This window comes from Rathayibacter sp. VKM Ac-2926 (genome assembly GCF_022815565.1).
GTDB classification, from domain to species: Bacteria; Actinomycetota; Actinomycetes; order Actinomycetales; family Microbacteriaceae; genus Rathayibacter; species Rathayibacter festucae.
The window spans coordinates 39,922-64,096 of the sequence record NZ_JALGRS010000015.1 but is presented as its reverse complement, the minus strand read 5'-3'; the positions used below and the strand labels follow the sequence as shown (position 1 = coordinate 64,096).

Sequence of the window (24,175 nt, the reverse complement as noted above, 5' to 3'; positions counted from 1 at the left end):
TGCACCAACGAACCAACACACCACGAAGCACCGATATCGAGGGAAGGAGCCCCATGGACGACTCCCGCCCGATCTTCCTGCAGATCGCCGAGCAGATCGAGAACGACATCATCGCGGGCGCGCTGCCCGAGGAGGACCAGGTCCCGTCGACGAACGAGTTCGCCGCATTCCACCGCATCAACCCGGCCACGGCCGGCAAGGGCGTGAACCTGCTCGTCGACGAGGGCGTCCTGTACAAGAAGAGGGGGATCGGCATGTTCGTCGCCGAGGGAGCGCGCGACCGCCTGGTCGAGAAGCGCCGCACGCAGTTCCGCGACCAGTTCGTCGCACCGCTCCTCGCGGAGGCCGCCAAGCTCGGCCTCACCCGCGAGCAGCTCACCGCCATGATCACCGACATCGAAGGAGGATCGCGATGAGCGCGGTCATCGAGGTCGCCGGCCTCAGCAAGCACTACGGCAGCATGCACGCCGTCTCCGACGTCAGCTTCACCCTCGAGGAGAACCGGATCCACGGCCTCCTCGGCCGCAACGGCGCCGGCAAGACCACCCTGATGTCGCTGCTCACCGGCCAGGAGTTCGCGAGCGCCGGCAGCATCCGCGTCTTCGGCGAGGCCCCCGTCGAGAACGCCGCCGTCCTCTCCCGCACCTGCTTCATCAAGGAGAGCCAGAAGTACCCGGAGGACTTCAAGGTCACGCACGTCCTCCGCAGCGCCCGCTGGTTCTTCGAGGGCTGGGACGAGGAGTTCGCGCAGCAGCTCGTCGTCGACTTCCGCCTCCCGCTCGACCGCCGCGTCAAGAAGCTCAGCCGCGGCCAGCTCTCCGCGATCGGCGTCATCGTCGGCCTCGCCTCCCGCGCCCCGCTGACCTTCTTCGACGAGCCGTACCTCGGCCTCGACGCGGTCGCCCGGCAGCTCTTCTACGACCGCCTGCTCGCCGACTTCGGCGAGCACCCGCGCACCGTCGTCCTCTCCACCCACCTGATCGACGAGGTCAGCAGCCTCCTCGAGCACGTCCTCGTCATCGACGACGGCCGCCTCCTCGTCGACAGCGACACGGAGGAGCTGCGCGGTGCCGCCGCGACCGTCACCGGCAGCCGCGCCGCGGTCGACTCCTTCACCGAGGGCCGCGAGGTCCTCTCCCGCAGCGGAGTCGGCGGCCTCGCCACCGCGACGCTCCCCCACCTCGGCACCGCCGACCGCGACGAGGCCCGCCACCGCGGCCTCGAGCTCGAGCCCGTCTCGCTCCAGCAGCTCGTCGTCCAGCTGACCACCGGAAAGGCCGCCTCATGACCGCCCTCGCCCCGCAGCGCTCCGTCGCGCGCCACCGCCTGCTCAGCATCGTCCGCCTGCACCTCGCCAACCCGGCGACGCTGCTCGTCACTCCGCTCGCGATCCTCGGCGCGATCTTCATCGGCAGCCTGATCATCTGGCTGCTCGTGCTGCGGATGGTCGGCGTCCCGGCCGCCGGCGGCGACTCCGGCGTGCAGATCACCGGTGGCACGACGTTCATCTTCATCTACATGCTGGTCGTCGCCATCCAGGCCACGAACGTCACCTTCGCCCTCGCGCTGGGCTACGGGTCGACCCGCCGCGACTACTCGCTCGGCACGGGGCTGACCTTCGTCGGCCTGTCCGCCGCCTGGACCGTCCTCTACTCCACGATGTCCGCGCTCGAGCAGGCGACGAACGGCTGGGGGCTCGGCGGCTACATGTTCCGCGCCGCCGCCTACAGCGACGTCTCCTGGCTCGCTCAGACCTTCGCGGTCTTCAGCCTCTTCCTCTTCTTCTTCTTCGCCGGCTCGGCGGTCGCCGCGGTCTTCGTCCGCTGGCGGGCCACGGGGATGACCGTCTTCTTCCTCGCCCTCGGTGCGCTGATCGTCGGCCTGGTCGCCCTGTTCACCCTCACCGACAGCTGGGACTCCGTCTGGCTCGCCTTCGAGGCGATCGGCTTCACGGGCGCCTTCGCCCTGCTGCTCGTCCCCACGGTCCTGTCCGCGGTCCTCGGCGCCCTGATCCTCCGCCGAGCCACCCCGCGCGGCTGACCCGGCCGCAGAACATCAGCTGAGAGAGGGGGGCATCCGCTGAGGAGCGATGCCCTCCCTTCTCAGCTGATGTTCTGCGGCGAGCAGCCCCGTCCGGACGGCGCCCCGCCGCCCGCAAGGCCCTTCCGTCCCGCGCGCTCGCCTGGGAGCGTTGCAGCATGGCCGCATCCCTCACCTCCCCCGCCGCTCAGCACGTCTGGGCCGCCAGGGACGACAGTCCGCTCGACCCCGCCACCCTCGACACCATCGACGCCTGGTGGCGCGCCGCGAACTACCTCGCGGTCGGCCAGATCTACCTCCTCGCCAATCCGCTGCTGCGCGAGCCCCTCGCGAGGGAGCACATCAAGCCGCGCCTGCTCGGACACTGGGGCACGACCCCCGGCCTCAACCTGATCTACGCGCACCTCAACCGCGCGATCACCGAGCGCGCGCAGCCCACCCTCTACATCACCGGCCCCGGCCACGGCGGACCGGGCATGGTCGCCAACGCCTACCTCGACGGCACCTACAGCGAGATCTACTCGCACATCGACGAGACCGAGGACGGCCTGCGCCGCCTCTTCCGCCAGTTCAGCTTCCCCGGCGGCATCCCGAGCCACGCCGCCCCCGAGACGCCCGGCAGCATCCACGAGGGCGGCGAGCTCGGCTACTCGCTCAGCCACGCCTACGGCGCCGCCTTCGACAACCCGGACCTGCTGGTCGCCGCCGTGGTCGGCGACGGCGAGGCCGAGACCGGCCCGCTCGCCACCAGCTGGCACTCGAACAAGTTCGTGAACCCCGCGACCGACGGCGTCGTGCTGCCGATCCTGCACCTCAACGGCTTCAAGATCGCCAACCCGACGGTCCTCGCCCGCATCCCCCACGAGGAGCTCGAGAGCCTCATGCGCGGCTACGGTCACGAGCCGTTCACCGTCGAGGGCGGCTTCGACGGCGAGGACCCGATGCGCGTGCACGAGCGCTTCGCCGCGGTCCTGGACACCGTGCTCGACCGCATCGCCGCGATCAAGGCGCGCGCCGCCGAGGGCGACCTCTCCCGCCCCGCCTGGCCGATGATCATCCTGAAGACCCCGAAGGGCTGGACCTGCCCCGCGGAGATCGACGGCGTGCAGGTAGAGGGCACCTACCGCGCGCACCAGGTCCCGCTCGCGAACGCCCGCGATACCGAGGCGCACACCCGCCTGCTCGAGACCTGGATGCGCTCCTACCGTCCCGAGGAGCTCTTCACCGAGGAGGGCGGGATCGCCGACCGCGTCCGCTCACTCGCCCCCGAGGGCGAGCTGCGGATGAGCGCGACGCCGCACGCCAACGGCGGCCTGCTCCGCCAGACCCTCCGGCTGCCGGACTTCCGGCGCTACGAGGTCGTCGTGCACGAGCCGGGCGGCACCGTCGCGGAGGCGACGAAGGTGCTCGGCGAGTGGCTCGCCGACGTCATCCGCGAGAACCCGACGAACTTCCGGATCTTCGGACCCGACGAGGTCGCCAGCAACCGGCTGCAGAGCGTCTACGCCGCGACCGACAAGCAGTGGAACGCCGAGCTCAGCCCGCTCGACGACCACCTCGCCCGCGCCGGCCGCGTGATGGAGGTGCTCTCGGAGCACCAGTGCCAGGGCTGGCTCGAGGGCTACCTGCTCACCGGCCGGCACGGGCTCTTCACCTGCTACGAGGCCTTCATCCATATCATCGACTCGATGTTCAACCAGCACGCGAAGTGGCTGGACGGCACCCGCGACATCGAGTGGCGCCGTCCGATCGCGAGCCTCAACTACCTGCTCTCCAGCCACGTCTGGCGCCAGGACCACAACGGCTTCAGCCACCAGGACCCTGGCTTCATCGACCACGTGGTCAACAAGAAGCCGGAGGTGGTGCGCGTCTACCTGCCGTTCGACGCGAACACGCTGCTCTCGGTCTACGACCACTGCCTGCGCAGCGTCGACTACGTCAACGTCGTCGTCGCCGGCAAGCAGCCCGCTCCCGCCTGGCTCACCATGGCGGAGGCGGTGGCGCACTGCACCCGCGGCCTCGGCATCCTGGAGTGGGCGAGCAGCGAGCGCCGCGGCGAGTCGCCCGACGTGGTGATGGCCTGCGCCGGCGACGTCCCGACCCTGGAGACCCTCGCGGCCGTCAGCATCCTCCGCGAGGCGCTGCCCGACCTCGCGATCCGCACCGTCAACGTCGTGGACCTGATGCGGCTGATGTCCGAGTCGGAGCACCCGCACGGCCTCTCCGACCGCGAGTTCGACGCGGTCTTCACGCCCGACCGACCGGTGATCTTCGCGTACCACGGCTACCCGTGGCTGATCCACCGCCTGACCTACAAGCGCACCGGCCACGGCAACCTGCACGTCCACGGCTACAAGGAGAACGGCACGACCACCACGCCGTTCGACATGGTGATGCTCAACGACCTCGACCGCTACTCGCTGGTGATGGACGTCATCGACCGCACCCCCGGCCTCGGCGCGAAGGCGGCGGGCCTCCGCCAGGAGATGCAGGACGCCCGGATCCGCGCCCGCGCGTACACCCGCGAGCACGGCGAGGACATCCCCGAGGTCGCGAACTGGACCTGGTCCGGCTCCCGCTCCGGCAACGCCTCCGAGGCCACCGGCGGCGACAACGAGTAGCCCCGCCCCCACCTCCGCCCCCGCTCCCCGCGAGATGCCACTTGTGCACGCGACACGCCGTGTCGAGCGCGCACAAGTGGCATCTCGCGGGAGGGGTCAGGCCGCCGCAGCCGTGAGGTAGTCGTCCCACTCGGGCTGGGTGCGCTCGGCACCGCGCACGAGCCAGGAGCCGGCGCGCGGCATCCGCGGCACGGAGCGCAGCTGCCAGCCCATCTCGAGCGGCGTGCGGTCGCTCTTGACGTTGTTGCAGCGGTGGCAGCAGGCGACGAGGTTCTCCCAGGTGTCCCGACCGCCGCGCGACTTCGGCTGGATGTGGTCGATCGTGTTGGCGTGCTGGCCGCAGTAGCCGCAGCGGTGGTTGTCGCGCCGCAGCACCCCGCGGCGCGAGACCGGCACGCTCCGCGAGCTCGGGATGCGGACGTAGCGCGTGAGCACGATCACCGAGGGCCGGACGTAGTCGCCGGTCGCTCCGTGCACCGGGTGCTCCTCGTCGGCGACGATGATCATCGCCTTCTCGGTCATCAGCAGCACCAGCGCCCGCTTGAACGACACCACCGCGAGCGGCTCGTAGCCGGCGTTGAGGACGAGTGTGCGCATCAGTGACCTCCGTGCTGTCGCACGCCGGCGCACGGAGACGCCGCGACCACGCGAAAGGGCGCCGTCGTGATGACGGCGCCCTTCGAGGCCGCGGCGCAGAGCCGCACGGTGACGTGGTGCCGTATCCGAGTGTCGGCGGAGTGGAGTGCGGCGAGGAGGATCCCCGCCCGGATCGCGTCGGTCCGCCGCACGCGCGAACGCAGCCCCACGCAGTGGTGCCCGTTCCGCTCGGCCATCCCGGCACTCCGTCCCTCGACGAATCGCTCCGCTCGCCACGCGAGCGGACTGAGGTTCAGATTAACCCTTCGCGCCCGGAACACCAGAGGAACCGGGGTTTTCGTCATCCGCAGTTCACACGGCGGGCGGCGGGCCTGCACTCATGGGAACGCGGAAGAGCCCGCCCCGGTGAGGGGACGGGCTCTCGGCCGGTGCTCGCGGTCGTCGTCAGCCGGAGATGCGGACGATCGTGTAGTCGGTCGTCCAGATCGGCTGCACGCGGACGCTCGCGCCCTCGTACGGCGCGTGCAGGATGTTGCCGTTGCCCGCGTAGAAGCCGTCGTGACCGGGCATGATCACCAGGTCGCCGGGCTGCGCCTCGGACACCGGGATCTGCGTGCCCATCGCCGCCTGGCCGGCCGCCGAGTGCGGCATCGAGATGCCGTACTGCGCGAAGACGTACATGACGAGGCCGGAGCAGTCGAAGCCGCTGGGGTCCGCGCCGCCGAAGACGTAGGGCACGCCCTGGTACTGCAGCGCCGTGTCGAACACGGCGGAGAGGCTGTAGCTCGTGCTCGGCGCACTCGCCGCGAGCTCGCTGGCCGAGGCGCCCTCGTAGGAGTTGAAGCTCTCGGCTGTCTCGGCGCGGGCCTCGGCGACGTCGCTGGTGTCGACGACGGGCTCGACGACCGGCTCCGGCTCGGGCGGCGGCGGCGCGGCCTCGGCGGTGAAGCCGTCGCGGGCGATCGCGGCCTGGACCACTCCCCCGGCGACGGCGACGGTCTGCGCGTCGCCCTGGCGCAGAAGGTCGGCCTGCGAGGCGGCGAACAGCCCGTCGCTCTCGGTGCCGGGCGAGAAGGCGTAGGCCGGCAGTGCCATCGTCGCGACGAGCGCTCCGGCGAATCCGACGATGGCGACCTTGCCGATCGTGCGGCCGCGGCTGCGCTTGCGCGGCGAGCCGGCGGGCGTCGGGACGAAGTCGGTGACGTCGGCCCGGCGGGACGGCGCCGACGGCACGGCCCGGCGGGCGACGGGCGCCTCGTCGGTGTAGCGGGCGCGGATCACCGGCGGCCGGTTCTCGAAGGAGGACGCGTTGCGGGGGCTGTCCGGGTGGGTGGAGCGGAACCGGTCGGGGGAACCGGAAGGAATGGTGGGGTTCTGGGGCAAGGGGGAGGACCTCCGACGTCCCGCCAGCCCAGGCAGCTGTCCCGTCTCACGTGCGCGAAGCATCGGCGTTCACGGAGTCCGAGACGGGAAGGGACGTCGGACCCCGCGCCTCACGACCGGGGTTCGGGCGCGGGGCTCCACAGAGCGTAAGCGACCGTTACCGATTTGTCACCAACCGGAGACGAGATCGTGTCCCGCCCCGAGCCTCGATGCGCTAGTGCGCGTGGAGCGGGCGTTCAGCTGACGAGGAAGATGTGCGCAGCGACCTCGTTGGGCAGCTCGATGCCCGCCTCCGCGCCGTCGATGCGCACGAGCACGTAGCCGTTGAGCGCCGAGAACTCGCCCTCGGCCCCGGGGACGACACCGGCCTGCTTGAGCTGCAGCAGCAGCTCCGGGTCGACCTGCGCGGGCTCGCCGAGCCGGCGCACGGTGCCGCGCTGCGGCTCGGCCGAGCCGGCGACGAAGCGGGGGATGCTGATGACGCCGTCCGCGAACCGCGACGCCGGAGTGTCCCCCAGCTCGTCGAGCCCCGGGATCGGGTTGCCGTAGGGCGACTCGGTGGGGTGGTCGAGCATCTCGAGGAGGCGGCGCTCCACCTGCTCGCTCATCACGTGCTCCCAGCGGCAGGCCTCCTCGTGCACGAACTCCCAGTCGAGCTTGATGACGTCGTGGAGGAGGCGCTCGGCGAGGCGGTGCTTGCGCATGACGTGGATCGCCTTGCGGCGTCCGTCGCCGGTCAGCTCGAGGTGGCGGTCGCCGGAGACGACGACGAGGCCGTCGCGCTCCATCCGGCCGACGGTCTGCGAGACGGTGGGACCCGAGTGGCTGAGCCGCTCGGAGATGCGGGCCCGCAGGGGGATGATGTTCTCCTCCTCCAGCTCCAGGATGGTGCGCAGGTACATCTCGGTCGTGTCGATCAGATCCGTCATCTCAGCCTTCCGGTCTCAGCGCGCACAACCTTACTGGGCACCGTGTCCCGTCTCCGTCGACGGGGCAGGGCGCAGGGCCTCCGATGGTCGAAGGCGGGGCGGGCCGGGAACCCTAGTATTAACGCATGCCGGACGTCACCATTCCTCGCGAGCTCCTCCCCCACGACGGGCGGTTCGGCTGCGGCCCGTCCAAGGTGCGGCACGACCAGCTCGCGCACCTCGCGACGCAGGGCGCGCACCTCCTCGGCACCTCGCACCGGCAGGCCCCGGTCAAGAACCTGGTCGGGTCCGTGCGCGAGCACCTCGCGACGCTCTTCCGCATCCCCGAGGGCTACGAGGTCCTGCTCGGCAACGGCGGCTCCACCGCCTTCTGGGACGCGGCCGCCTTCTCGCTGATCGACCGCCGCGCCGAGAACCTCACCTTCGGCGAGTTCGGCCAGAAGTTCGCGAAGGCGGCCTCCGCGCCGTTCCTCGAGCCCGCGCACGTCGTCTCGGCCCCGGCCGGCTCGCGCAGCGAGGTCGAGATCCTCGAGGGCGTCGACGTCTACGCCTGGCCGCACAACGAGACCTCCACCGGCGTCATGGCGCCGGTCCGCCGCGTGCACGGCGATGAGGGCGCCCTCACGGTGATCGACGCGACCAGCGCCGCCGGCGGCATCGACTTCGATGCGGCCGAGGCCGACGTCTACTACTTCGCTCCGCAGAAGAACTTCGCCTCGGACGGCGGCCTGTGGTTCGGCCTCTTCTCGCCGGCCGCAATCGAGCGGATCGAGCGGATCGCCGCGAGCGGCCGCTACATCCCCGAGTTCCTGAGCCTGCAGAACGCCGTCGACAATTCGCGCCTGAACCAGACGCTGAACACCCCCGCCCTCTCCACGCTGCTGCTGATGGAGTCGCAGCTCCAGTGGATGAACGAGAGCGGCGGACTGGCCTGGGCGTCGGCGCGCACCCTCGAGTCCTCGTCGGCGATCTACGACTGGGCCGAGGCCTCGCCGGTCGCGACCCCGTTCGTCGAGGTGCCCGAGCACCGCTCGCAGGTCGTCGCCACCGTCGACTTCGACGCCTCGGTCGACGCCGCGCTGATCGCGAAGGTCCTGCGCGCGAACGGCATCGTCGACACGGAGCCGTACCGCAAGCTCGGCCGCAACCAGCTGCGCGTGGCGACCTTCGTCGCCATCGAGCCGGACGACGTCCGCTCGCTGCTCGGCTGCATCGACCACGTCATCGAGCGCCTGGCCGACTGAGCGACCGGGGAACGGGGAGGCGAGGGATGAGGCTCTGGCTCCGTCCGGACGAGCGCCGCCCCGCTCCCCCGCCCTACGCGTCCGACGACGCGACGGCGCTCCTCGTGGGCTGCATCGTCTGGGTGCTCGCCCTCGTCGGCGTGCTGATCGCCGCGGCGGCCGGCGCGACCGTGCCGCCGCTCGTCCTGTCGACCGTCGTGATCGGCGTCGTGCTCGGCACGATCGGCCTGTTCTACAGCCGCAACCGACGCTGATCCACCCACGTCCGCGCGCGGTGCGCGCGGCCGGCGCCGTGGCCGAGCGAGGGCGACCCCGCTCGGCCGGGTCCTCACCGGCGGCGGCGCCGTCGTCCGCGACCGCTGCCGCCGCGTCGTCCGGCGGCCGAGGCCACCGACCCGTCCTCGGTGCCGGAGTCCTGGCCGTCCGAGTCGTCCTCATCGGAGTCGTCGTCGTCGGAGTCGTCGTCGTCGGAGTCGTCCTCGTCGGAGTCGTCCTCGTCCGAGTCGTCGCCGTCGTCGTCCGAGTCGTCCTCGTCCGAGTCGTCGTCGGCCTCGTCGTCGTCGAGGATCTCGTCCTCGTCCGCCTCCGCCGCGTCGCCGTCGACGACGGTGTCGTCGTCGTACTCGTCGTCCTCGGTCTCGTCGCGCTCACCGCTGGCGTCCTGCGCCGCGCGGTAGTCCGCGAGCCGGACCGACCACGGCACCCAGTCGGGCGCGAGCACGGAGCCCTCGCCCGGCAGGAGCTCGACCTCGAGGACGTTGACGTCCTCGGACTCGTCGATCCTCGACAGCGTCGCCGTCCAGAGCCAGCCCGGGTAGCCGCGCATCAGATTCGTGAACTGCAGCGAGACCACGTGCTCGCCCTGGGCGAGCGTCGCGACCAGGTCGCCGACCGTGTCGGCGGTCGTGATGTCGAGGAGCGCCTCGCGCGCACGGTCCTCCGAGCCGGCGAGGACGGCGTCGAGCTCGTACACGGGCGCGGGCTCCGGCTCTCCGGCGGACGCTGCGGACCCGGCGTCCGGCTCTCCTCCGTCGTCGGAGTCGGAGTCGGAGTCCTCGTCGGAGTCGTCCTCGTCCTCCTCGTCGATCTCGTCGCTCCAGACGGCCACCACGGGAGCGGGCGACGCCGTGACGCCGCCCGACGAGTCCGCTGAGCCCGCGGATCCCTCGGTCGGGGCCTCGGACCCGGTGTCCGGAGTCTTGTCGGTCTCGGGCGACGGATCGCCGGTCGTCTCGCCGGCGTCAGGCATCGAGCTCGTCCGCGACCCGGCGCAGCAGCGTCGCGATCGTGCGCCCGTGGGCCTTGTCGGGGTAGCGGCCGCGCTTGAGGCCGGTGCCGATGCCGTCGAGCAGCTTGACCGTGTCCTCGACGATCACGGACATGTCGTCGGCCGACTTGCGGCTGAGCTTGACCATGCTGGGCGGGGTGTCGATGATCCGGGCCGAGAGGGCCTGCGCACCGCGCTTGCCGTCGGCGATGCCGAACTCGAGACGGGTGCCGGCCTTGACCGCGGTCCCGGAGGGCAGCGCGGAAGCGTGCAGGAAGACCTCCTGGCCGTCATCAGTGCTGATGAAGCCGAAGCCCTTCTCCTCGTCGTAGAACTTGACCTTGCCGGTAGGCATGCAGAACCCCTCCTGGAAATGAAGCAGCCATCAGTTTAGAGGACGGCACCCGCCCTATCCTTGACCCGTGAAGCCACAGCAGCCCGCGGGCATCGGACGCGCGGAGCGCGTCCTCGCCTACATGTTCGTCGCGATCATCGTCGTGACCGTCATCGCGTTCATCGCCGTCCTCGTCGCGCCGATGATGGGCGTCCGCGACTACAGCGGGAGCCTCTGGCAGTTCGTCCTCGCCCTGCCCCTGGTCGGCCTGCCGATCGCCTTCCTGATGATGATCGCGATGCTCGTGGTCGGCGTCCGCCGCCGCCGCTCCTCCTAGAGGAGACCTCTCCGCCTGCGCCGAGCCCTCGACGAGCAACCGGTCACGCGACTCCCAGACTTCATCCAGGCCACGCGCAGATACTGTCCGCATGGACGGACCCCGCATTCTCATCGTCGACGACGAGCCCAACATCCGCGACCTGCTCACCACGAGCCTCCGCTTCGCCGGCTTCGCCGTGCGCGCGGTGGGCAACGGCGCCCAGGCGATCTCCGCAGTCCTCGAGGAGGAGCCGGACCTCATCATCCTCGACGTGATGCTGCCGGACATGAACGGCTTCGGCGTCACCAAGCGCCTGCGCTCGGCCGGCTACACCTCGCCGATCCTCTTCCTCACGGCGAAGGACGACACCGAGGACAAGATCACCGGTCTCACCGTCGGCGGCGACGACTACGTCACCAAGCCGTTCAGCCTCGACGAGATCGTGGCGCGCATCAAGGCGATCCTCCGCCGCACGATGCACGCCGAGGAGGACGCGGTCATCCGCGCCGGCGAGCTCACGATGGACCAGGACACCCACGAGGTCCTCGTCGGCGACGAGCCGGTCGAGCTCAGCCCGACCGAGTTCAAGCTGCTGCGCTACCTGATGCTCAACCCCAACCGGGTGCTCAGCAAGGCGCAGATCCTCGATCACGTCTGGGAGTACGACTTCAACGGCGATGCGGGCATCGTCGAGTCCTACATCTCGTACCTGCGACGTAAGCTCGACACGCATTCGGAGGAATCGCTCATCCAGACCAAGCGAGGATTCGGATACATGCTGAAGGTCGCGAAGGTCTGACCTCCGCCGCCCCGGCGCCGGCCCCGTGAGGGGGCGGGCGCCCGCACGATCTCGAGGGAGTTCCACCGCCATGCACCAGGGTCTGGCCGAGCGGTGGAACTCCATCTCGCTGCGCACGAAGATCACGGCCGTCACCGTCCTCCTGCTGACGCTCGGCCTGCTGGTCTCCGGCATCGGCACGATGACGATGCTGAAACCGCAGCTCGTCGCTCAGCTCGACGCGCAGCTGGCCGACAAGGTGCAGAAGGTGGCGACCGACCTCTCCGCGCAGGGCGTCTCGCAGTTCTCCGAGTCGGACGACTACTACGGCGCCGTGTACGACTCCTCGGGGAATCTCGTCTACTCGAACGCCGGGCAGGGCACCGACCCCGCCTTCCCCTCGCGCTACTCGATCGAGGACGCCCTGAGCGCCTCCAGCGAGCCGAAGGCGCTGATGAGCGTCAACGACCGGATCGAGTACCACGCCGTCTCGACGGTGTACTCCCGCGGGAACGACTACCAGACGCTGCTGCTCGCCACGTCGACGCGCGACATCGACAACATCATGACGATCTACCTGACGATCTTCCTCGGGTTCGGCGTCGCGATCGTGGTCATCGGCGCGATGCTGACGCGGCTGCTGGTCACCACGACGTTCGCTCCCCTGCGCCAGGTGGAGCAGACCGCCGCCGCGATCGCCGACGGCGACTTCAGCCAGCGCCTGGACGGCACCACGCCCAACACCGAGGTCGGCCGCCTCAACCGCTCGCTGAACGCGATGCTGGTGCGCATCGACAGCGCCTTCCGCGACCGCGCCCGCACCATCGACCAGATGCGCCGCTTCGTCGGCGACGCGAGCCACGAGCTGCGCACCCCCCTCGTCTCCGTCCGCGGCTACGCCGAGCTCTACCGGATGGGCGCGCTGCAGACGCCCGAGGCGGTCGGCCAGGCGATGGAGCGCATCGAGAAGGAGGCGATCCGGATGGGCGGCCTCGTCGAGGACCTCCTCGAGCTCGCCCGCCTCGACGAGACCAAGCCGCTGGCCCTCTCCCCCGTCGACCTGATGCCGCTCGCCCGCGACGCCGCGATGGACGCCATGGCCTCCTGGCCGGACCGCGACTTCGGAGTCGAGACCCGCGACGACACCCCTGTCGAGACGCCCGCGCTCGAGATGGACGAGCCGTCCGGCACCGCGACCCAGACCATGGAGGTTCCGGCCGCCGCCGGGCTCACCGGACCGATCGCGGCGGCCGGCGCACGCCTGGCGCGCTTCCGCCGCCGCCCGCGCCGTGTCCCGGCGGAGGACCTCGCGGCGGGCACCGCCCCCGAGCCCGAGCAGGTCGGCGTCCCGGCGCTGGTGATGGCGGAGGAGAACAAGATCCGCCAGGTGCTGACCAACCTGATCGGCAACGCCGTCCGCTACACGCCGGAGGACACCCCGATCGAGGTCGGCGTCGCCGTCGACCGCGCGCGACGACTGGCGTTCCTCGAGGTCATCGACCACGGCGAGGGCATCCCGCCGCAGATCCGGGAGAAGATCTTCCAGCGCTTCTGGCGCGCCGACACCTCGCGCACCCGCGAGACCGGTGGCAGCGGACTGGGGCTCGCGATCGTCTCCTCCATCGTCGCGGCGCACAAGGGCCGCGTCGACGTCGTCGAGACTCCGGGCGGCGGCGCCACCTTCCGGGTCGCCCTGCCTCTCCTCACCGTCGACCCGGACGGCGATCCGTCCCCAGCTGCGGCCTGACGGCCCGCGCGGCCGACGCTGTCCGCCCTAGGTTCTCTCCCACGCGCCGAACGGCGCGGACGAGTGAGAGGACCTGACATGACCCACTTCCAGACCGACATCGACGCGATCAGCACCGCGACCGGCTCGATCCACGGCTCCGCGGACCGCATCCGCGCCGAGGTGGCCGGCATGCTCGGCCTGCTCACCGGCCTCGAGAGCTCGTGGACGGGGCAGGCCTCGGCCGCGTTCCAGGGAGTGGTCGGCCTCTGGCGGACCACGCAGGGGCAGGTCGACGAGGGCCTGGAGTCGATCGCGCTCGCGCTCGGCACCGCGGGCCAGCAGTACGCCGAGACCGAGGAGGCCAACGCGCGGCTGTTCGCGTTCTGACCCGCCGGCGGCGTCCTCGACCGCCTGCGGACCGAGGACGCCGCCCCGGAAACGCCGAAGGCGGCTCCCCCGGAGGGGAACCGCCTTCTACGTGGTGCGGGTCGGACTAGAAGTCCATGCCACCCGTGGGGTCTCCGCCTGCGGCGACGGGGTTCCGCTCGGGCTTGTCGGCGACGACGGCCTCCGTGGTGAGGAACAGACCGGCGATCGAGGCGGCGTTCTGCAGAGCGGAGCGCGTGACCTTGACCGGGTCGATGATGCCGGCGGCGATCAGGTCGACGTACTCGCCGGTCGCGGCGTTGAGGCCCCAACCGGTCTGCAGCTCGCGGACCTTGGCGGCGACGACGCCGGGCTCGAGGCCCGCGTTCAGGGCGATCTGCTTGAGCGGGGCGTCGATGGCGACGCGGACGATGTTCGCTCCGGTCGCCTCGTCTCCGACCAGCTCGAGCTTCTCGAAGGCGAGCTTGCCGGCCTGGATGAGGGCGACGCCACCACCGGCGACGATGCCCTCCTCGACGGCGGCCTTCGCGTTGCGGACGGCGTCCTCGATGCGGTGCTTGCGCTCCTTGAGCTCGACCTCGGTCGCAGCTCCGGCCTTGATGACCGCGACACCACCGGCGAGCTTCGCGAGGCGCTCCTGGAGCTTCTCGCGGTCGTAGTCGCTGTCGGTGTTCTCGATCTCGCCGCGGATCTGCGCGACGCGACCGGCGATGGCCTCGGCGTCGCCGGCACCCTCGACGATCGTGGTCTCGTCCTTGGTGATGACGACCTTGCGGGCCGAGCCGAGCAGGTCGAGGGTGACGTTCTCGAGCTTGAGGCCGACCTCCTCGGAGATGACCTGGCCGCCGGTGAGGATCGCGATGTCCTGGAGCTGCGCCTTGCGACGGTCGCCGAAGCCGGGGGCCTTGACGGCGACCGACTTGAAGATGCCGCGGATCTTGTTGACGACCAGGGTCGCCAGCGCCTCGCCGTCGACGTCCTCGGCGATGATCAGCAGCTGCTTGCCCGCCTGGATCACCTTGTCGACGACGGGGAGGAGGTCCTTGATGTTCGAGACCTTGGAGTTGACGATCAGGATGTACGGGTCCTCGAACACGGCCTCCTGGCGGTCGGGGTCCGTGACGAAGTACTGCGACAGGTAGCCCTTGTCGAAGCGCATGCCCTCGGTCAGCTCGAGCTCGGTGCCGAAGGTGTTCGACTCCTCGACGGTGACGACGCCCTCCTTGCCGACCTTGTCGATCGCCTCGGCGATGATCGCGCCGATCTCGGGGTCCGCGGCGGAGATGGAGGCCGTGGCCGCGATCTCCTCCTTGGTCTCGATCGCCTTGGCACCGGCGACGAGCTCGGCGGTGACGGCCTTGACGGCCTTCTCGATGCCCTTCTTCAGGCTGATCGGGTCGGCGCCGGCCGCGACGTTGCGCAGGCCCTCGCGGACGAGCGCCTGAGCGAGGACGGTCGCGGTGGTGGTGCCGTCGCCGGCGACGTCGTCGGTCTTCTTGGCGACCTCCTTGACGAGCTCGGCGCCGATCTTCTCGTACGGCTCGTCGAGCTCGATCTCCTTGGCGATCGAGACGCCGTCGTTCGTGATGGTGGGGGCGCCCCACTTCTTCTCGAGCACGACGTTGCGGCCGCGCGGGCCGAGGGTCACCTTGACCGCATCGGCCAGGGTGTTGAGTCCACGCTCGAGGCCGCGGCGGGCTTCTTCGTCAAAAGCAATGATCTTGGCCATGTGTGTTCTTCGTCCCTCCCGGACGTCAGGGGAATTCCGTCGTTGGCACTCGACTGGAGCGAGTGCCAACAGCGATTCTGGCACTCACCCGGGAGGAGTGCAAGTGACGTCGGCGCCTGGCGCAACGCGAGGAGCCGCCGTCCGCACGAGGCGGACGACGGCTCCAGGCAGGGCGGGGGCCTCAGACCACGCGCACCGATTCGGCCTGCGGACCCTTGGACCCGGTGCCGACCTCGAACGCGACGTGCTGGCCCTCTTCGAGGACCTTGTATCCCGACATGTCGATGGCGGAGTAGTGGACGAACACGTCCTGTCCGCCGCCGTCGACCGTGATGAAGCCGTAGCCCTTCTCAGAGTTGAACCACTTGACGGTTCCGTTCGCCATCTCTCACTCCCAAAGTGCTGTGCTGCCTGCGACACGAGCGATGCGCAGGTGCCTGACTAGGGAGCATAAGCCAGCGTTTCGGCCCGGAATGGGGCGGAAAGCGCCCGGGGGAAAGAGTTGTCCGGGATTCAACATGAATTAAACGTGCCGGAAACAGAGCACCCCCGGAGAGCGGCTCGACGACCGTGATCCGGGGGTGCTCGCGGCCTCTCGCTACGGCGTCGGGTAGTCCGAGCCGAGCACGACGACGACGGCGCCGGTCTCGACGAAGTCCGCGGTCAGGACGATCGTCCCGACGCCGAGCGACTGGACGACGCCGAGCGCCGCTCCCTCGAGTCGCGGGTCGGTGTAGTAGACGGTGGTGGCCGCCTCGTCCTCGGTGTTCGCGTTCGCGACCGTGGGCACGCTCCAGCCCGCAGCGGCCAGCGCGTCCCCGGCGTTCGCGGCGAGGCCCGCCGTCGCCGTCCCGTTCAGGACCGCGATCGCGAGGGCCGGGTCGACCGTCGGGGTGACCGCGGGGGTCGCCTCCGTCTCGGCGATGCCGGTCGGCGGCGTGAAGACGTCGTTGAACTGCACTCGGTTGTCGATTACCAGCAGTCCGATGAACCCGAGCAGCACGATCACTCCGGTCGCCAGCGCCGCCCAGGCCAGGGCGACGGCCCGGGCGTGCGGGGCGGGCGGGCGACGGTGGGCGCCGACGCGGCCCTCGGTGGCCGGGATCTCGTCGAAGCGGTCCTTCGGAGCGGTGGTGGTCATCGTCGGTACGGCCGGCCTTCCGTTCGTGGGCCCGAGCAGCTCGTCTACTCGGGGCGCCCGAGGCGGCGCGCGGCGCGGGCGCCGGCGCGCCCGTCGCGGATGCGCTGCAGCCGCTTGACGAGCATCGGGTCGTGCGCGAGGGCGGCCGGTGAGGCCAGAACCGCGCTGAGCACCTGATAGTAGCGGGCGACCGAGAGGCCGAACCTCTCGCGGATCGCGTCGTCCTTGTCCCCGGCGCGGGCCGTCCACTCACCCTCGAACTCGAGGACGCGGCGGTCCCGCTCGGACAGGACGGCGCCCGTGCTGCGCTCGACGTCCGTGGCCCTGCTCATCCCTCCACAGTAGGGAGGGACGGCTCGGCGGCGGCTGAGGCGCTCCGGTACATGCCGATGTGCGGGATGCCCGCCTCGTCGAACTCGTCGCCGAACGGCTCGAAGCCCGACCGCGCGTAGAGACCCGCGATGTACGACTGCGCGTGGAGCAGGAGCGGCTCGTCCCCGTGTCGCTCCAGGACCGCGCTCACCAGCCGGTGGGCGAGGCCCTCGCCCCGCCGGTCGGCCCGGGTCACCACCCGCCCGATCACTCGGTGGGCGTCGCGGTGCTCGGGCCGCTCGTCCCGGAGGGTGCGGAGGTAGGCGGCCGTGCCGCGCTCGTCGGCGATCCACCAGTGCCGCGTCGTCGGCTCCAGATCGCGGCCGTCGAGCTCCTCGTCGTCGACCCGCTGCTCGCGCAGGAACACGTCGGTCCGCAGCCGCGCGAACGCGTAGACCTCCTCGGTCGTGAGTTCGCTCCACGCCTTCGAGATCACGGAATTCAGCTGCACGGCGGAGAGTTTACGAGAGGAGAGGGGAGCGCCCTCCCCCGTACACTGACCAGGATTCCTAGGGAGACCCATGTCGTCGTATTCCGTCAACAAGACCGACGCCGAGTGGCGCGAGGAGCTCGACCGCGAGCAGTACTCGGTGCTGCGCCAGGCCGCCACCGAGCGCCCGTGGACCGGCGAGCTGCTCGATGAGCACCGCGAGGGGCTCTACACCTGCGCGGCGTGCCACGCCGAGCTGTTCAAGAGCGGCACCAAGTTCGACTCCGGCTGCGGCTGGCCGAGCTTCTACGAGTCCATCCGCCCCGACGCGGTGCAACTCATCGAGGACAGCACCCTCGGCATGGTCCGCACCGAGGTCCGCTGCGCCAACTGCGGCTCGCACCTGGGCCACGTCTTCCCGGACGGCTTCGGCACGCCCACGGGAGACCGCTACTGCATGAACTCGATCGCGATGAACTTCACGACCGAGGGCGAGTGACCGTGTCCGCGACTCCCGTGCTCGAGGCCGTCCTGGCCCGGCGCTCCCGCTCGAAGGTGACCGCGGAGGCGCCGGGGCACGAGGAGATCGCGGCGTACGTCTCGGCCGCCTCGCGGCTCGCCGACCACAGCTCGCTCCGGCCCTGGCGGGTCATCGAGATCCGCGGGGCGGCGCGCGACCGCATCGGGCGCAGCTTCGCCGCCGCGTCCGGCGACAAGAAGGACGCGCGCAAGCACATCGAGAAGACGCACCGCGCCTCCCTCCTCCTCGCGGTCGTCGTGAGCGTGAAGAAGTCGAAGGTGCCCGCCTGGGAGCAGGAGGCCGTCGCCTCGGGCGTCGCGCACCTGCTCAGCCTGCTGCTCGACGAGGCGGGGTGGGGCGTCTTCTGGCGCACCGGCTCGTACACCCGCGCCAAGGCCGTGCGGAAGGCGCACCGCCTGGAGAAGGGCGAGGAGCTCCTCGGCTGGCTGTACGTCGGCCGGCCCGACGGCAAGATCGGCGGGCCGAAGCGGCCGACGCCGGCCGAGCGGCACCTGAGCATCCTCGAGCCGTGATCCGCCCGCGCGGGCCGGAGCCGAGGCGGCTTCCGGCCCCGCGATAGGGTGGCCCGGTGCGGTGACGCACCTGCCGACGTGGCGCAATTGGTAGCGCACCCGACTTGTAATCGGGCGGTTACGGGTTCAAGTCCCGTCGTCGGCTCCGAGGCGGCCTCGTGAGCAGCCGATCGACCGCCCGCTCCCCCGCGACCCCCTGCTGCTTCAGGCCGTCCGGCGGCAGTCCGGCGTACGGCAGCCCTCGCAGCCTCCGCGTGAGCGGCCTTTCGACCCAGCGGTGGATCACGATCCCGGCGATCAGCGAGACGGCGATCGTGCCCGCGACGGAGAGCGCTCCTGATCGCAGGCCGATCAGCGCCAGGACGGCGGGCACGACCGGCCCGATCAGGGGATGGAAGAGGTACAGGCTGTAGGACGCCTCGCCCAGGGCGAGCAGCGGTCGCCGGACGACGCGGTTCGCGCCACGACGCGATGCGAGCCGCCGGAAGAGCGGTTCGGCCAGGACCACCGCGACGAACGCGGCGGTGACGATCCCCTTCCGGAAGAGCGCGTCGCGCTCCCAGGAGATCCCCTCCGGCGCGAGAGCCGCGACGACGGTGAACACGGCGGCGGCGCCCAGCGCGAGGAGCAGGCCGCGGCGCGCGCGCGGGAGCCCGGCGATCCTCCCGATCGCCATGCCGACCGCGAAGTACAGGACGAGCGGGTCGAAGTAGACCGCCCAGGCCGGCCAGTCCTCGGCGGGGCGGAGGAGATGGCCGGACGCGACGACGAGCACGACCGTCGACGCGAACACGAGGACGTTCCGCCGCAGGAGCAGCCCGAGAGCGAAGACCGCGTAGAAGGCCGTCTCGTAGGTGAGGGTCCACCCGACGCCGAGGAGCGGCTCCACATTGCCATCGGGGTTGCGCGCGGGCAGGAAGAGGTAGGACGCGACTCCCGACCACGGGGTGAGGGCGGCGTGCAGCACTGCCCCGGGCAGGACGAGGAGCGACGCGATCTTCAGGGTCGTGGCGATCCAGTACAGCGGGACGATCCGGATCACGCGGCGGACGGCGAAGAACCGCCAGCCGCCCCGCACCTCGAAGGGACCCGCGGTGACCGCCATCACGAAGCCGGAGACGACGAAGAAGACGTCGACACCCGCGGCGGCACCGTTCCAGACGGCGATCGAGTCGTCGAGGCGCTCGTGCGCGTAGAACGTCGCGTGCGCGATGACGACCAGGAGAGCCGCGACGAAGCGCAGGGCCTGGACGCCCTCGACGATCGGTGTGCCGGCGGTCGTCGGCGTCACGATGTGCGGCGTGGTCATGGCGGCCCCCCGGAGAGATCGGGTGAGCCTATCCACGAGCGCGAATAGCCGACGCGGAGGCGCGGAATCGGCTGTCGCGCGATCGTGGACCGTCCTCCGTCCCGCAGCGCGTCCCCGTGGCGACCGGGCTCAGGCCTCCCGAGGAGCACGACGAAGGGCCCCGGTCTCCAGGGGCCCTTCGCGTGTTCCGACCCGTCTCAGCGGGTTCGCGGTCTAGCCCGCGGCGGGCGTCGGGGTCGGGGTGGCCGAGGAGTAGGTGTCGGCGGCGGCCGAGAGCACGAAGGAGCTGAAGGCGTCCGCGTCGGTGAGCGAGCCGGTGTACGCCTCGCCGTTGACGAGGACCGTCGGCGTGCCCGAGACGGAGGCGACCTCGGTGCCCGGCAGCGGGCCGGAGGTGGCGCGCTCGGTGGCCGCGCGCACCCAGCTGACGAAGGACTGGTCGTCGATGCAGGAGTTCACCGCGGCGGTGTCCTCGACACCCGCGTCGGCGGCGGCCTGCTTGAGCTGGTCGTCCGAGAGGCCGTCGGTGCCCTCCGCCGGCTGCTCGGCGAACAGCGCCGCGTTGAAGTCGAAGAAGGAGTCCGGCGAGCGGTCGGCGACGCAGGCGGCGGCGTTGGCCGCGCGCTCCGAGTACTTGGTGCCGTTCGAGCGGGTGGTCAGGATGGCGATCGGGTGGATCTCGACGGTCGCCGCGCCGCTGGTGACCCACTCCTTGATCTGGTCGCCGTTGGTCTGCTCGAACTGGCCGCAGTAGGGGCAGAGGTAGTCGAGGTAGACCCGGATGTCAACGGTGCCCGTGGAGGTGTCGAGCGCGCTCGGGGTGGGGGTGCCGTCGGCGGGGATCGCCGGCGTCGTCGAGGCCACCAGGCCCTCCGTGACGAGGACGCCGTCGCTCGCCATGTTGGCGGGGCCGGGGCCGGCCGGGCGGATGCTCGAGGTGACGGCGAAGACGACGACCGCGACGATGGCGATCACCACGATCGCGAGACCGCCCTGCAGGGCGAAGCGGCTGACGCGGTCGCGTCGCTTCTGCTGCTCGCGGAGTCGGCGGGCCTTCTCGCGGGCGGCCTCTCGACGCTGGTTCTTCGAGAGACGGTCGTTGGCTCCGCCGATGGTCATGACAAGAACGCTCCGAATGAGAGAGGAAGAAGTGCCGCCGGGCTGCGACTCGCCGGAATCCTACGCGCGAGCCCTGGGAAACCTCCAAACGACGGATACCGCAGGCCCCCGGCGCCCGGCATCGGGCCCAGGCTCCCCGCTCCGGCGCTCCGTGGCATACTGTGACGGTTGGTCGGAGTCGCCCACGCGACGACGACCGTCACTTCCATTCACTCGGATCGTCCGGCACGTACCTGCCGGTGAAGGAGCAAGAACAATGGCGTCCGTAACCTATGACAACGCGTCCCGCGTCTACCCCGGGGCCACGCGTGCCTCGGTCGACAAGCTGAACCTCGAGGTCGGAGACGGCGAGTTCCTCGTCCTCGTCGGCCCCTCGGGCTGCGGCAAGTCCACCTCCCTGCGCATGCTCGCCGGCCTCGAAGAGGTCAACGAGGGCCGCATCCTGATCGGCGATCGCAACGTCACGGACGTTCCGCCGAAGGACCGCGACATCGCGATGGTGTTCCAGAACTACGCGCTCTACCCGCACATGTCGGTCGCCGAGAACATGGGCTTCGCGCTCAAGATCGCCGGCATCAACAAGGACGAGCGCGCCGCGCGGGTCCTCGAGGCCGCGAAGATGCTCGACCTCGAGCCCTACCTCAACCGCAAGCCGAAGGCCCTCTCGGGCGGCCAGCGTCAGCGCGTCGCGATGGGTCGCGCCATCGTCCGCAAGCCGCAGGTGTTCCTCATGGACGAGCCGCTGTCGAACCTCGACGCCAAGCTCCGCGTCCAGACCCGCACGCAGATCGGCACGCTCCAGCGCCGCCTGGGCATCACCACCGTCTACGTCACTCACGACCAGACCGAGGCGCTCACCATGGGCGACCGCATCGCGGTCCTCAAGGACGGACTGCTCCAGCAGGTCGGCACGCCCCGCGACCTCTACGAGAACCCGAACAACGTCTTCGTGGCCGGCTTCATCGGCTCGCCCGCGATGAACCTGTTCCACGCGGACGTCACCGACGGCGGCGTGAAGTTCGGCGACACGGTCCTGCCGATCGCCCGCGAGGCGCTCGCGAAGACCGCCCAGAAGGTCGTCACGCTCGGCGTGCGCCCCGAGGACGTCACCGTCTCGACCCAGCCCGGCGGCCTGCCGATCGAGGTCGACCTGATCGAGGAGCTCGGCTCGGACGGCTACCTCTACGGCCACACCGAGGTCGAGGGTCGCCGCACCGACATCGTCGCGCGCGTCGACGGCCGCGTGCACCCGACCGCGGGCGACCGCGTCTACGTGACCGCGAACCACCGCGTGCACATCTTCGACGGCGAGTCGGGACTGCGCCTCTCCTAGGCTCCGCCCCCGCGCACACGCTGCCGCCGTCTCCTCCGAGGCGGCGGCAGCGTTCGTCCGGGCCCCTCCACCGTCCGACTCCCGACACGAACGGCGCGCCATGTCCGGCTCCCTCAACATCACCTCGGCCACGGTCGACCCCGCCCTCCTCGACCTGCCGTGGAACCTGCGGCTGAACGACTGGCCCGACGAGTACATCGCCGCGCTGCCCAAGGGCATCTCGCGGCACACGGTCCGCTTCGCGCACCTCTCCGGCCACGTCGTCGCCGTGAAGGAGACGACGGCGGAGATGTCGCGGCGCGAGTACGAGATGCTCAAGACCCTGCAGCGGCTCGACGTCCCGTGCGTCGTGCCGGGCGCCGTGATCACGAACCGCACCGACGACGAGGGCGACGAGCTGCCCGCCGTGCTGGTCACCCGGCACCTCAAGTTCTCCCTGCCCTACCGCGCGCTGTTCTCGCAGACGCTGCGCCCGGACACGGCCACGCGCCTCGTCGACGCACTGGCGCTGCTGCTGGTGCGCCTGCACGTCATCGGCTTCTTCTGGGGTGACGTCTCGCTCTCGAACACGCTGTTCCGGCGCGACGCCGGCGCCTTCGCGGCGTACCTCGTGGACGCGGAGACCGGGCAGCTCTACTCGGGCGGCCTGTCCAACGGCCAGCGCGAGAACGACCTCGAGATCGCCCGGGTCAACATCGCCGGCGAGCTGCTGGACCTCGAGGCGGGCGGCCGCGTCGACGACGACCTCGACCCGATCACGGTGTCCGACGGCATCGTCGCGGCCTATCGCAGCCTCTGGAAGGAGCTGACCGGCGCCGAGTCGTTCTCGACCTCCGAGCGCTGGCGCATCAACGACCGGGTGAACCGGCTCAACGAGCTGGGCTTCGACATCGAGGAGCTCGCGATCAAGACCGACGAGGCGGGCTCCACGGTGCGGATCCAGCCGAAGGTCGTCGACGCGGGTCACCACCAGCGCCGCCTGCTGCGGCTGACAGGCCTGGACGCACAGGAGAACCAGGCGCGCCGCCTGCTGAACGACCTCGACTCGTACACGGCCACCTACGACAAGCAGGGGCTGGACGAGGAGATGGTCGCCCACGAGTGGCTCGCGCAGGTGTTCGAGCCGGTCATCCGCTCGATCCCGCGCGACCTGAAGGGGCGGCTGGAGCCGGCGGAGATGTTCCACCAGCTGCTCGAGCACCGCTGGTTCATGTCTCAGCAGCAGGCGCGCGACGTGCCGCTGGCGGAGGCGGTCACCGCCTACGTGAACGACATCCTGCGGCACCGCCGCGACGAGGCGACGATCATCGCCCCGCCGACCGAGGCGATCACCCTGCCGAACCTCGTCATCGACGGCGCCGGCGACGCCGAGCTGACCGACGAGGACGCCGACGTCGACTGGATGAAGAACGTCTGACCCGGCCCACCGGAGGGCTCGTGCGGATCCCGGATCCGGCACGAGCCCTCCGTCGTCTGCGGCGCGTGCTGACGCGGATCTCGATACGCCCGCTCCGCGGCCTACCCGATCAGCATGAAGCGCCCCCTGGCCGGCGATGACCGATCAGCCTGCGCCTCCATGCTGGTCGAGTAGCCGCGCAGCGGCGTATCGAGACCCACCGTCACCAGCAGGGCGGGTCTGCAGACTCGCGTTCTGACGGTGGTGGATCTACTTGGAAGAGACGCCCGCAGACATGCTGGTCGAGTAGCCCCGCAGGGGCGTATCGAGACCCGCGCACCCCAAGGACGTCGGCCTCTTCCCCGCCCTGCGATGGCGCCGGAGGCGCCCCCTCCGCTCGATACGCCCGCTGCGCGGGCTACTCGATCAGCATGAAGCGCCCCTTGCTCGGCGGTGGCCGATCAGCATGCTCATCCGCTCGCCAAAGGCGGCGCCCCGCTGCTACCGCTCGCCGAAGGCGGCGCCCCTTGCTCCTCCCCCGGCGTCAGCGCGGGCGCCGGCGCGGTGAGCTGCAAGGCGGAGGAGGAAGCGATACCGGCGGTATCGCGCCTGACGACAACGCCGCAGATCGCCGTGCCGGCGCCCGCGCGATACCGGCGGTATCG

The 24,175-nt window shown here is 70.7% G+C and carries 26 protein-coding genes and 1 tRNA gene; 15 read left to right on the top strand and 12 right to left on the bottom strand.

Annotation, left to right across the window (positions count from 1 at the left end):
- Nucleotides 1–53: 53 nt before the first annotated feature.
- The 4 genes from MT351_RS17770 to MT351_RS17755 all read left to right on the top strand — a co-directional run bounded on the left by MT351_RS17770 (nucleotide 54) and on the right by MT351_RS17755 (nucleotide 4,661).
- Nucleotides 54–416: a GntR family transcriptional regulator gene (locus MT351_RS17770; RefSeq protein WP_123445182.1), complete on the top strand. Its 363-nt coding sequence runs from the start codon at nucleotides 54–56 to the stop codon at nucleotides 414–416.
- Nucleotides 413–1,288 (top strand): ABC transporter ATP-binding protein, encoded by an 876-nt coding sequence (locus MT351_RS17765; protein WP_132435950.1) that lies wholly within the window; start codon nucleotides 413–415, stop codon nucleotides 1,286–1,288. Before MT351_RS17770 ends, MT351_RS17765 begins: the two co-directional genes overlap by 4 nt.
- Nucleotides 1,285–2,040: an ABC transporter permease gene (locus MT351_RS17760; protein WP_132435951.1), complete on the top strand. Its 756-nt coding sequence runs from the start codon at nucleotides 1,285–1,287 to the stop codon at nucleotides 2,038–2,040. Before MT351_RS17765 ends, MT351_RS17760 begins: the two co-directional genes overlap by 4 nt.
- Before the next feature lie 158 nt (nucleotides 2,041–2,198).
- A complete protein-coding gene (locus MT351_RS17755; protein WP_243582852.1) occupies nucleotides 2,199–4,661 on the top strand; it encodes a phosphoketolase in 2,463 nt (820 codons plus the stop codon).
- A gap of 96 nt (nucleotides 4,662–4,757) precedes the next feature.
- On the opposite strand, the gene MT351_RS17750 is transcribed toward MT351_RS17755, so the two are convergent.
- From MT351_RS17750 to MT351_RS17740, 3 genes are all read right to left on the bottom strand, one after another.
- Entirely contained in the window at nucleotides 4,758–5,258 is a 501-nt protein-coding gene (locus tag MT351_RS17750; protein WP_123445178.1) for an HNH endonuclease, read from the bottom strand.
- A 444-nt stretch (nucleotides 5,259–5,702) separates the two neighbouring features.
- Entirely contained in the window at nucleotides 5,703–6,641 is a 939-nt protein-coding gene (locus tag MT351_RS17745; RefSeq protein WP_243582851.1) for a C40 family peptidase, read from the bottom strand.
- Between the two features lie 236 nt (nucleotides 6,642–6,877).
- Nucleotides 6,878–7,570: a metal-dependent transcriptional regulator gene (locus tag MT351_RS17740; protein ID WP_123445176.1), complete on the bottom strand. Its 693-nt coding sequence runs from the start codon at nucleotides 7,568–7,570 to the stop codon at nucleotides 6,878–6,880.
- Nucleotides 7,571–7,695: 125 nt separating this feature from the next.
- On the opposite strand from MT351_RS17740, the gene serC reads away from it, so the two are divergent.
- Both serC and MT351_RS17730 read left to right on the top strand, forming a co-directional pair.
- Entirely contained in the window at nucleotides 7,696–8,814 is a 1,119-nt protein-coding gene (gene serC / locus MT351_RS17735; RefSeq protein WP_132435953.1) for a phosphoserine transaminase, read from the top strand.
- Between the two features lie 26 nt (nucleotides 8,815–8,840).
- Nucleotides 8,841–9,068, top strand: a complete 228-nt coding sequence (locus MT351_RS17730) for a DUF2530 domain-containing protein (RefSeq protein WP_123702378.1) — start codon at nucleotides 8,841–8,843, stop codon at nucleotides 9,066–9,068.
- Between the two features lie 74 nt (nucleotides 9,069–9,142).
- Here the strand turns inward: MT351_RS17730 and MT351_RS17725 are convergent, their stop codons facing one another.
- Nucleotides 9,143–10,063, bottom strand: coding sequence for a DUF3027 domain-containing protein (locus MT351_RS17725; protein ID WP_243582850.1), 921 nt, complete (start codon nucleotides 10,061–10,063; stop codon nucleotides 9,143–9,145).
- A complete protein-coding gene (locus tag MT351_RS17720; protein ID WP_123445172.1) occupies nucleotides 10,056–10,436 on the bottom strand; it encodes a cold-shock protein in 381 nt (126 codons plus the stop codon). Before MT351_RS17720 ends, MT351_RS17725 begins: the two co-directional genes overlap by 8 nt.
- A gap of 67 nt (nucleotides 10,437–10,503) precedes the next feature.
- Here MT351_RS17720 and MT351_RS17715 point away from each other — a divergent pair, with 67 nt between their 5' ends.
- The 4 genes from MT351_RS17715 (at nucleotide 10,504) to MT351_RS17700 (ending at nucleotide 13,628) form a co-directional block, all read left to right on the top strand.
- Nucleotides 10,504–10,752: a hypothetical protein gene (locus MT351_RS17715; RefSeq protein WP_243582849.1), complete on the top strand. Its 249-nt coding sequence runs from the start codon at nucleotides 10,504–10,506 to the stop codon at nucleotides 10,750–10,752.
- 91 nt (nucleotides 10,753–10,843) lie between these two features.
- Entirely contained in the window at nucleotides 10,844–11,533 is a 690-nt protein-coding gene (locus MT351_RS17710; protein WP_085475163.1) for a response regulator transcription factor, read from the top strand.
- 70 nt (nucleotides 11,534–11,603) lie between these two features.
- Nucleotides 11,604–13,259 carry a cell wall metabolism sensor histidine kinase WalK gene (locus tag MT351_RS17705; protein WP_132435954.1) on the top strand — a complete coding sequence of 552 codons (1,656 nt, stop codon included), beginning with the start codon at nucleotides 11,604–11,606 and terminating at the stop codon, nucleotides 13,257–13,259.
- Nucleotides 13,260–13,337: 78 nt separating this feature from the next.
- Complete coding sequence (locus tag MT351_RS17700; RefSeq protein WP_132435955.1) at nucleotides 13,338–13,628, top strand: WXG100 family type VII secretion target; 291 nt, start codon at nucleotides 13,338–13,340, stop codon at nucleotides 13,626–13,628.
- A gap of 106 nt (nucleotides 13,629–13,734) precedes the next feature.
- Here MT351_RS17700 and groL read toward each other — a convergent pair whose 3' ends face one another.
- The 5 genes from groL to MT351_RS17675 all read right to left on the bottom strand — a co-directional run bounded on the left by groL (nucleotide 13,735) and on the right by MT351_RS17675 (nucleotide 17,321).
- Nucleotides 13,735–15,357, bottom strand: coding sequence for a chaperonin GroEL (gene groL, locus MT351_RS17695; protein WP_123702372.1), 1,623 nt, complete (start codon nucleotides 15,355–15,357; stop codon nucleotides 13,735–13,737).
- Nucleotides 15,358–15,538: 181 nt separating this feature from the next.
- Complete coding sequence (locus MT351_RS17690) at nucleotides 15,539–15,742, bottom strand: cold-shock protein (protein WP_123445168.1); 204 nt, start codon at nucleotides 15,740–15,742, stop codon at nucleotides 15,539–15,541.
- A gap of 213 nt (nucleotides 15,743–15,955) precedes the next feature.
- On the bottom strand, nucleotides 15,956–16,498 hold the full coding sequence (locus MT351_RS17685) for a LytR C-terminal domain-containing protein (RefSeq protein ID WP_132435956.1): 543 nt from the start codon (nucleotides 16,496–16,498) through the stop codon (nucleotides 15,956–15,958).
- 44 nt (nucleotides 16,499–16,542) lie between these two features.
- Nucleotides 16,543–16,830 carry a DUF3263 domain-containing protein gene (locus tag MT351_RS17680; RefSeq protein ID WP_123445166.1) on the bottom strand — a complete coding sequence of 96 codons (288 nt, stop codon included), beginning with the start codon at nucleotides 16,828–16,830 and terminating at the stop codon, nucleotides 16,543–16,545.
- Nucleotides 16,827–17,321 (bottom strand): GNAT family N-acetyltransferase, encoded by a 495-nt coding sequence (locus MT351_RS17675; RefSeq protein WP_243582848.1) that lies wholly within the window; start codon nucleotides 17,319–17,321, stop codon nucleotides 16,827–16,829. Before MT351_RS17675 ends, MT351_RS17680 begins: the two co-directional genes overlap by 4 nt.
- 70 nt (nucleotides 17,322–17,391) lie before the next feature.
- Between MT351_RS17675 and msrB the strand changes: the two genes are divergently transcribed.
- The 3 genes from msrB (at nucleotide 17,392) to MT351_RS17660 (ending at nucleotide 18,498) form a co-directional block, all read left to right on the top strand.
- Entirely contained in the window at nucleotides 17,392–17,799 is a 408-nt protein-coding gene (gene msrB / locus MT351_RS17670) for a peptide-methionine (R)-S-oxide reductase MsrB (protein ID WP_123445164.1), read from the top strand.
- On the top strand, nucleotides 17,796–18,353 hold the full coding sequence (locus tag MT351_RS17665; protein WP_123733794.1) for a nitroreductase family protein: 558 nt from the start codon (nucleotides 17,796–17,798) through the stop codon (nucleotides 18,351–18,353). The genes msrB and MT351_RS17665 overlap by 4 nt, the downstream gene beginning before the upstream one ends.
- Nucleotides 18,354–18,425: 72 nt before the next feature.
- Nucleotides 18,426–18,498 (top strand) — tRNA-Thr (locus MT351_RS17660).
- Here the strand turns inward: MT351_RS17660 and MT351_RS17655 are convergent.
- Together MT351_RS17655 and MT351_RS17650 are read right to left on the bottom strand one after the other, a co-directional pair.
- Nucleotides 18,472–19,662 (bottom strand): acyltransferase, encoded by a 1,191-nt coding sequence (locus MT351_RS17655; RefSeq protein ID WP_132435957.1) that lies wholly within the window; start codon nucleotides 19,660–19,662, stop codon nucleotides 18,472–18,474. The genes MT351_RS17660 and MT351_RS17655 overlap by 27 nt on opposite strands.
- 213 nt (nucleotides 19,663–19,875) lie before the next feature.
- Nucleotides 19,876–20,781 (bottom strand): thioredoxin domain-containing protein, encoded by a 906-nt coding sequence (locus MT351_RS17650; RefSeq protein ID WP_123735104.1) that lies wholly within the window; start codon nucleotides 20,779–20,781, stop codon nucleotides 19,876–19,878.
- A gap of 256 nt (nucleotides 20,782–21,037) precedes the next feature.
- Here MT351_RS17650 and MT351_RS17645 point away from each other — a divergent pair, with 256 nt between their 5' ends.
- Both MT351_RS17645 and MT351_RS17640 read left to right on the top strand, forming a co-directional pair.
- Complete coding sequence (locus MT351_RS17645) at nucleotides 21,038–22,114, top strand: ABC transporter ATP-binding protein (protein ID WP_132435958.1); 1,077 nt, start codon at nucleotides 21,038–21,040, stop codon at nucleotides 22,112–22,114.
- Between the two features lie 100 nt (nucleotides 22,115–22,214).
- Nucleotides 22,215–23,531, top strand: coding sequence for a DUF4032 domain-containing protein (locus MT351_RS17640; RefSeq protein WP_123445159.1), 1,317 nt, complete (start codon nucleotides 22,215–22,217; stop codon nucleotides 23,529–23,531).
- The last annotated feature ends 644 nt before the right edge of the window (nucleotides 23,532–24,175 follow it).

What these genes read in the sequence shown, in the direction of transcription:
- MT351_RS17725 (WP_243582850.1), bottom strand. Translation starts at nt 10,063, where the DNA reads ATGCCTGACGCCGGCGAGACGACCGGCGATCCGTCGCCCGAGACCGAC.
- MT351_RS17700 (WP_132435955.1), top strand. Translation starts at nt 13,338, where the DNA reads ATGACCCACTTCCAGACCGACATCGACGCGATCAGCACCGCGACCGGC.
- groL (WP_123702372.1), bottom strand. Translation starts at nt 15,357, where the DNA reads ATGGCCAAGATCATTGCTTTTGACGAAGAAGCCCGCCGCGGCCTCGAG.
- MT351_RS17640 (WP_123445159.1), top strand. Translation starts at nt 22,215, where the DNA reads ATGTCCGGCTCCCTCAACATCACCTCGGCCACGGTCGACCCCGCCCTC.
- MT351_RS17655 (WP_132435957.1), bottom strand. Translation starts at nt 19,662, where the DNA reads ATGACCACGCCGCACATCGTGACGCCGACGACCGCCGGCACACCGATC.
- MT351_RS17645 (WP_132435958.1), top strand. Translation starts at nt 21,038, where the DNA reads ATGGCGTCCGTAACCTATGACAACGCGTCCCGCGTCTACCCCGGGGCC.
- MT351_RS17765 (WP_132435950.1), top strand. Translation starts at nt 413, where the DNA reads ATGAGCGCGGTCATCGAGGTCGCCGGCCTCAGCAAGCACTACGGCAGC.
- MT351_RS17685 (WP_132435956.1), bottom strand. Translation starts at nt 16,498, where the DNA reads ATGACCACCACCGCTCCGAAGGACCGCTTCGACGAGATCCCGGCCACC.
- serC (WP_132435953.1), top strand. Translation starts at nt 7,696, where the DNA reads ATGCCGGACGTCACCATTCCTCGCGAGCTCCTCCCCCACGACGGGCGG.
- MT351_RS17710 (WP_085475163.1), top strand. Translation starts at nt 10,844, where the DNA reads ATGGACGGACCCCGCATTCTCATCGTCGACGACGAGCCCAACATCCGC.
- MT351_RS17770 (WP_123445182.1), top strand. Translation starts at nt 54, where the DNA reads ATGGACGACTCCCGCCCGATCTTCCTGCAGATCGCCGAGCAGATCGAG.
- msrB (WP_123445164.1), top strand. Translation starts at nt 17,392, where the DNA reads ATGTCGTCGTATTCCGTCAACAAGACCGACGCCGAGTGGCGCGAGGAG.
- MT351_RS17720 (WP_123445172.1), bottom strand. Translation starts at nt 10,436, where the DNA reads ATGCCTACCGGCAAGGTCAAGTTCTACGACGAGGAGAAGGGCTTCGGC.
- MT351_RS17730 (WP_123702378.1), top strand. Translation starts at nt 8,841, where the DNA reads ATGAGGCTCTGGCTCCGTCCGGACGAGCGCCGCCCCGCTCCCCCGCCC.
- MT351_RS17650 (WP_123735104.1), bottom strand. Translation starts at nt 20,781, where the DNA reads ATGACCATCGGCGGAGCCAACGACCGTCTCTCGAAGAACCAGCGTCGA.
- MT351_RS17750 (WP_123445178.1), bottom strand. Translation starts at nt 5,258, where the DNA reads ATGCGCACACTCGTCCTCAACGCCGGCTACGAGCCGCTCGCGGTGGTG.
- MT351_RS17760 (WP_132435951.1), top strand. Translation starts at nt 1,285, where the DNA reads ATGACCGCCCTCGCCCCGCAGCGCTCCGTCGCGCGCCACCGCCTGCTC.
- MT351_RS17680 (WP_123445166.1), bottom strand. Translation starts at nt 16,830, where the DNA reads ATGAGCAGGGCCACGGACGTCGAGCGCAGCACGGGCGCCGTCCTGTCC.
- MT351_RS17705 (WP_132435954.1), top strand. Translation starts at nt 11,604, where the DNA reads ATGCACCAGGGTCTGGCCGAGCGGTGGAACTCCATCTCGCTGCGCACG.
- MT351_RS17755 (WP_243582852.1), top strand. Translation starts at nt 2,199, where the DNA reads ATGGCCGCATCCCTCACCTCCCCCGCCGCTCAGCACGTCTGGGCCGCC.
- MT351_RS17690 (WP_123445168.1), bottom strand. Translation starts at nt 15,742, where the DNA reads ATGGCGAACGGAACCGTCAAGTGGTTCAACTCTGAGAAGGGCTACGGC.
- MT351_RS17740 (WP_123445176.1), bottom strand. Translation starts at nt 7,570, where the DNA reads ATGACGGATCTGATCGACACGACCGAGATGTACCTGCGCACCATCCTG.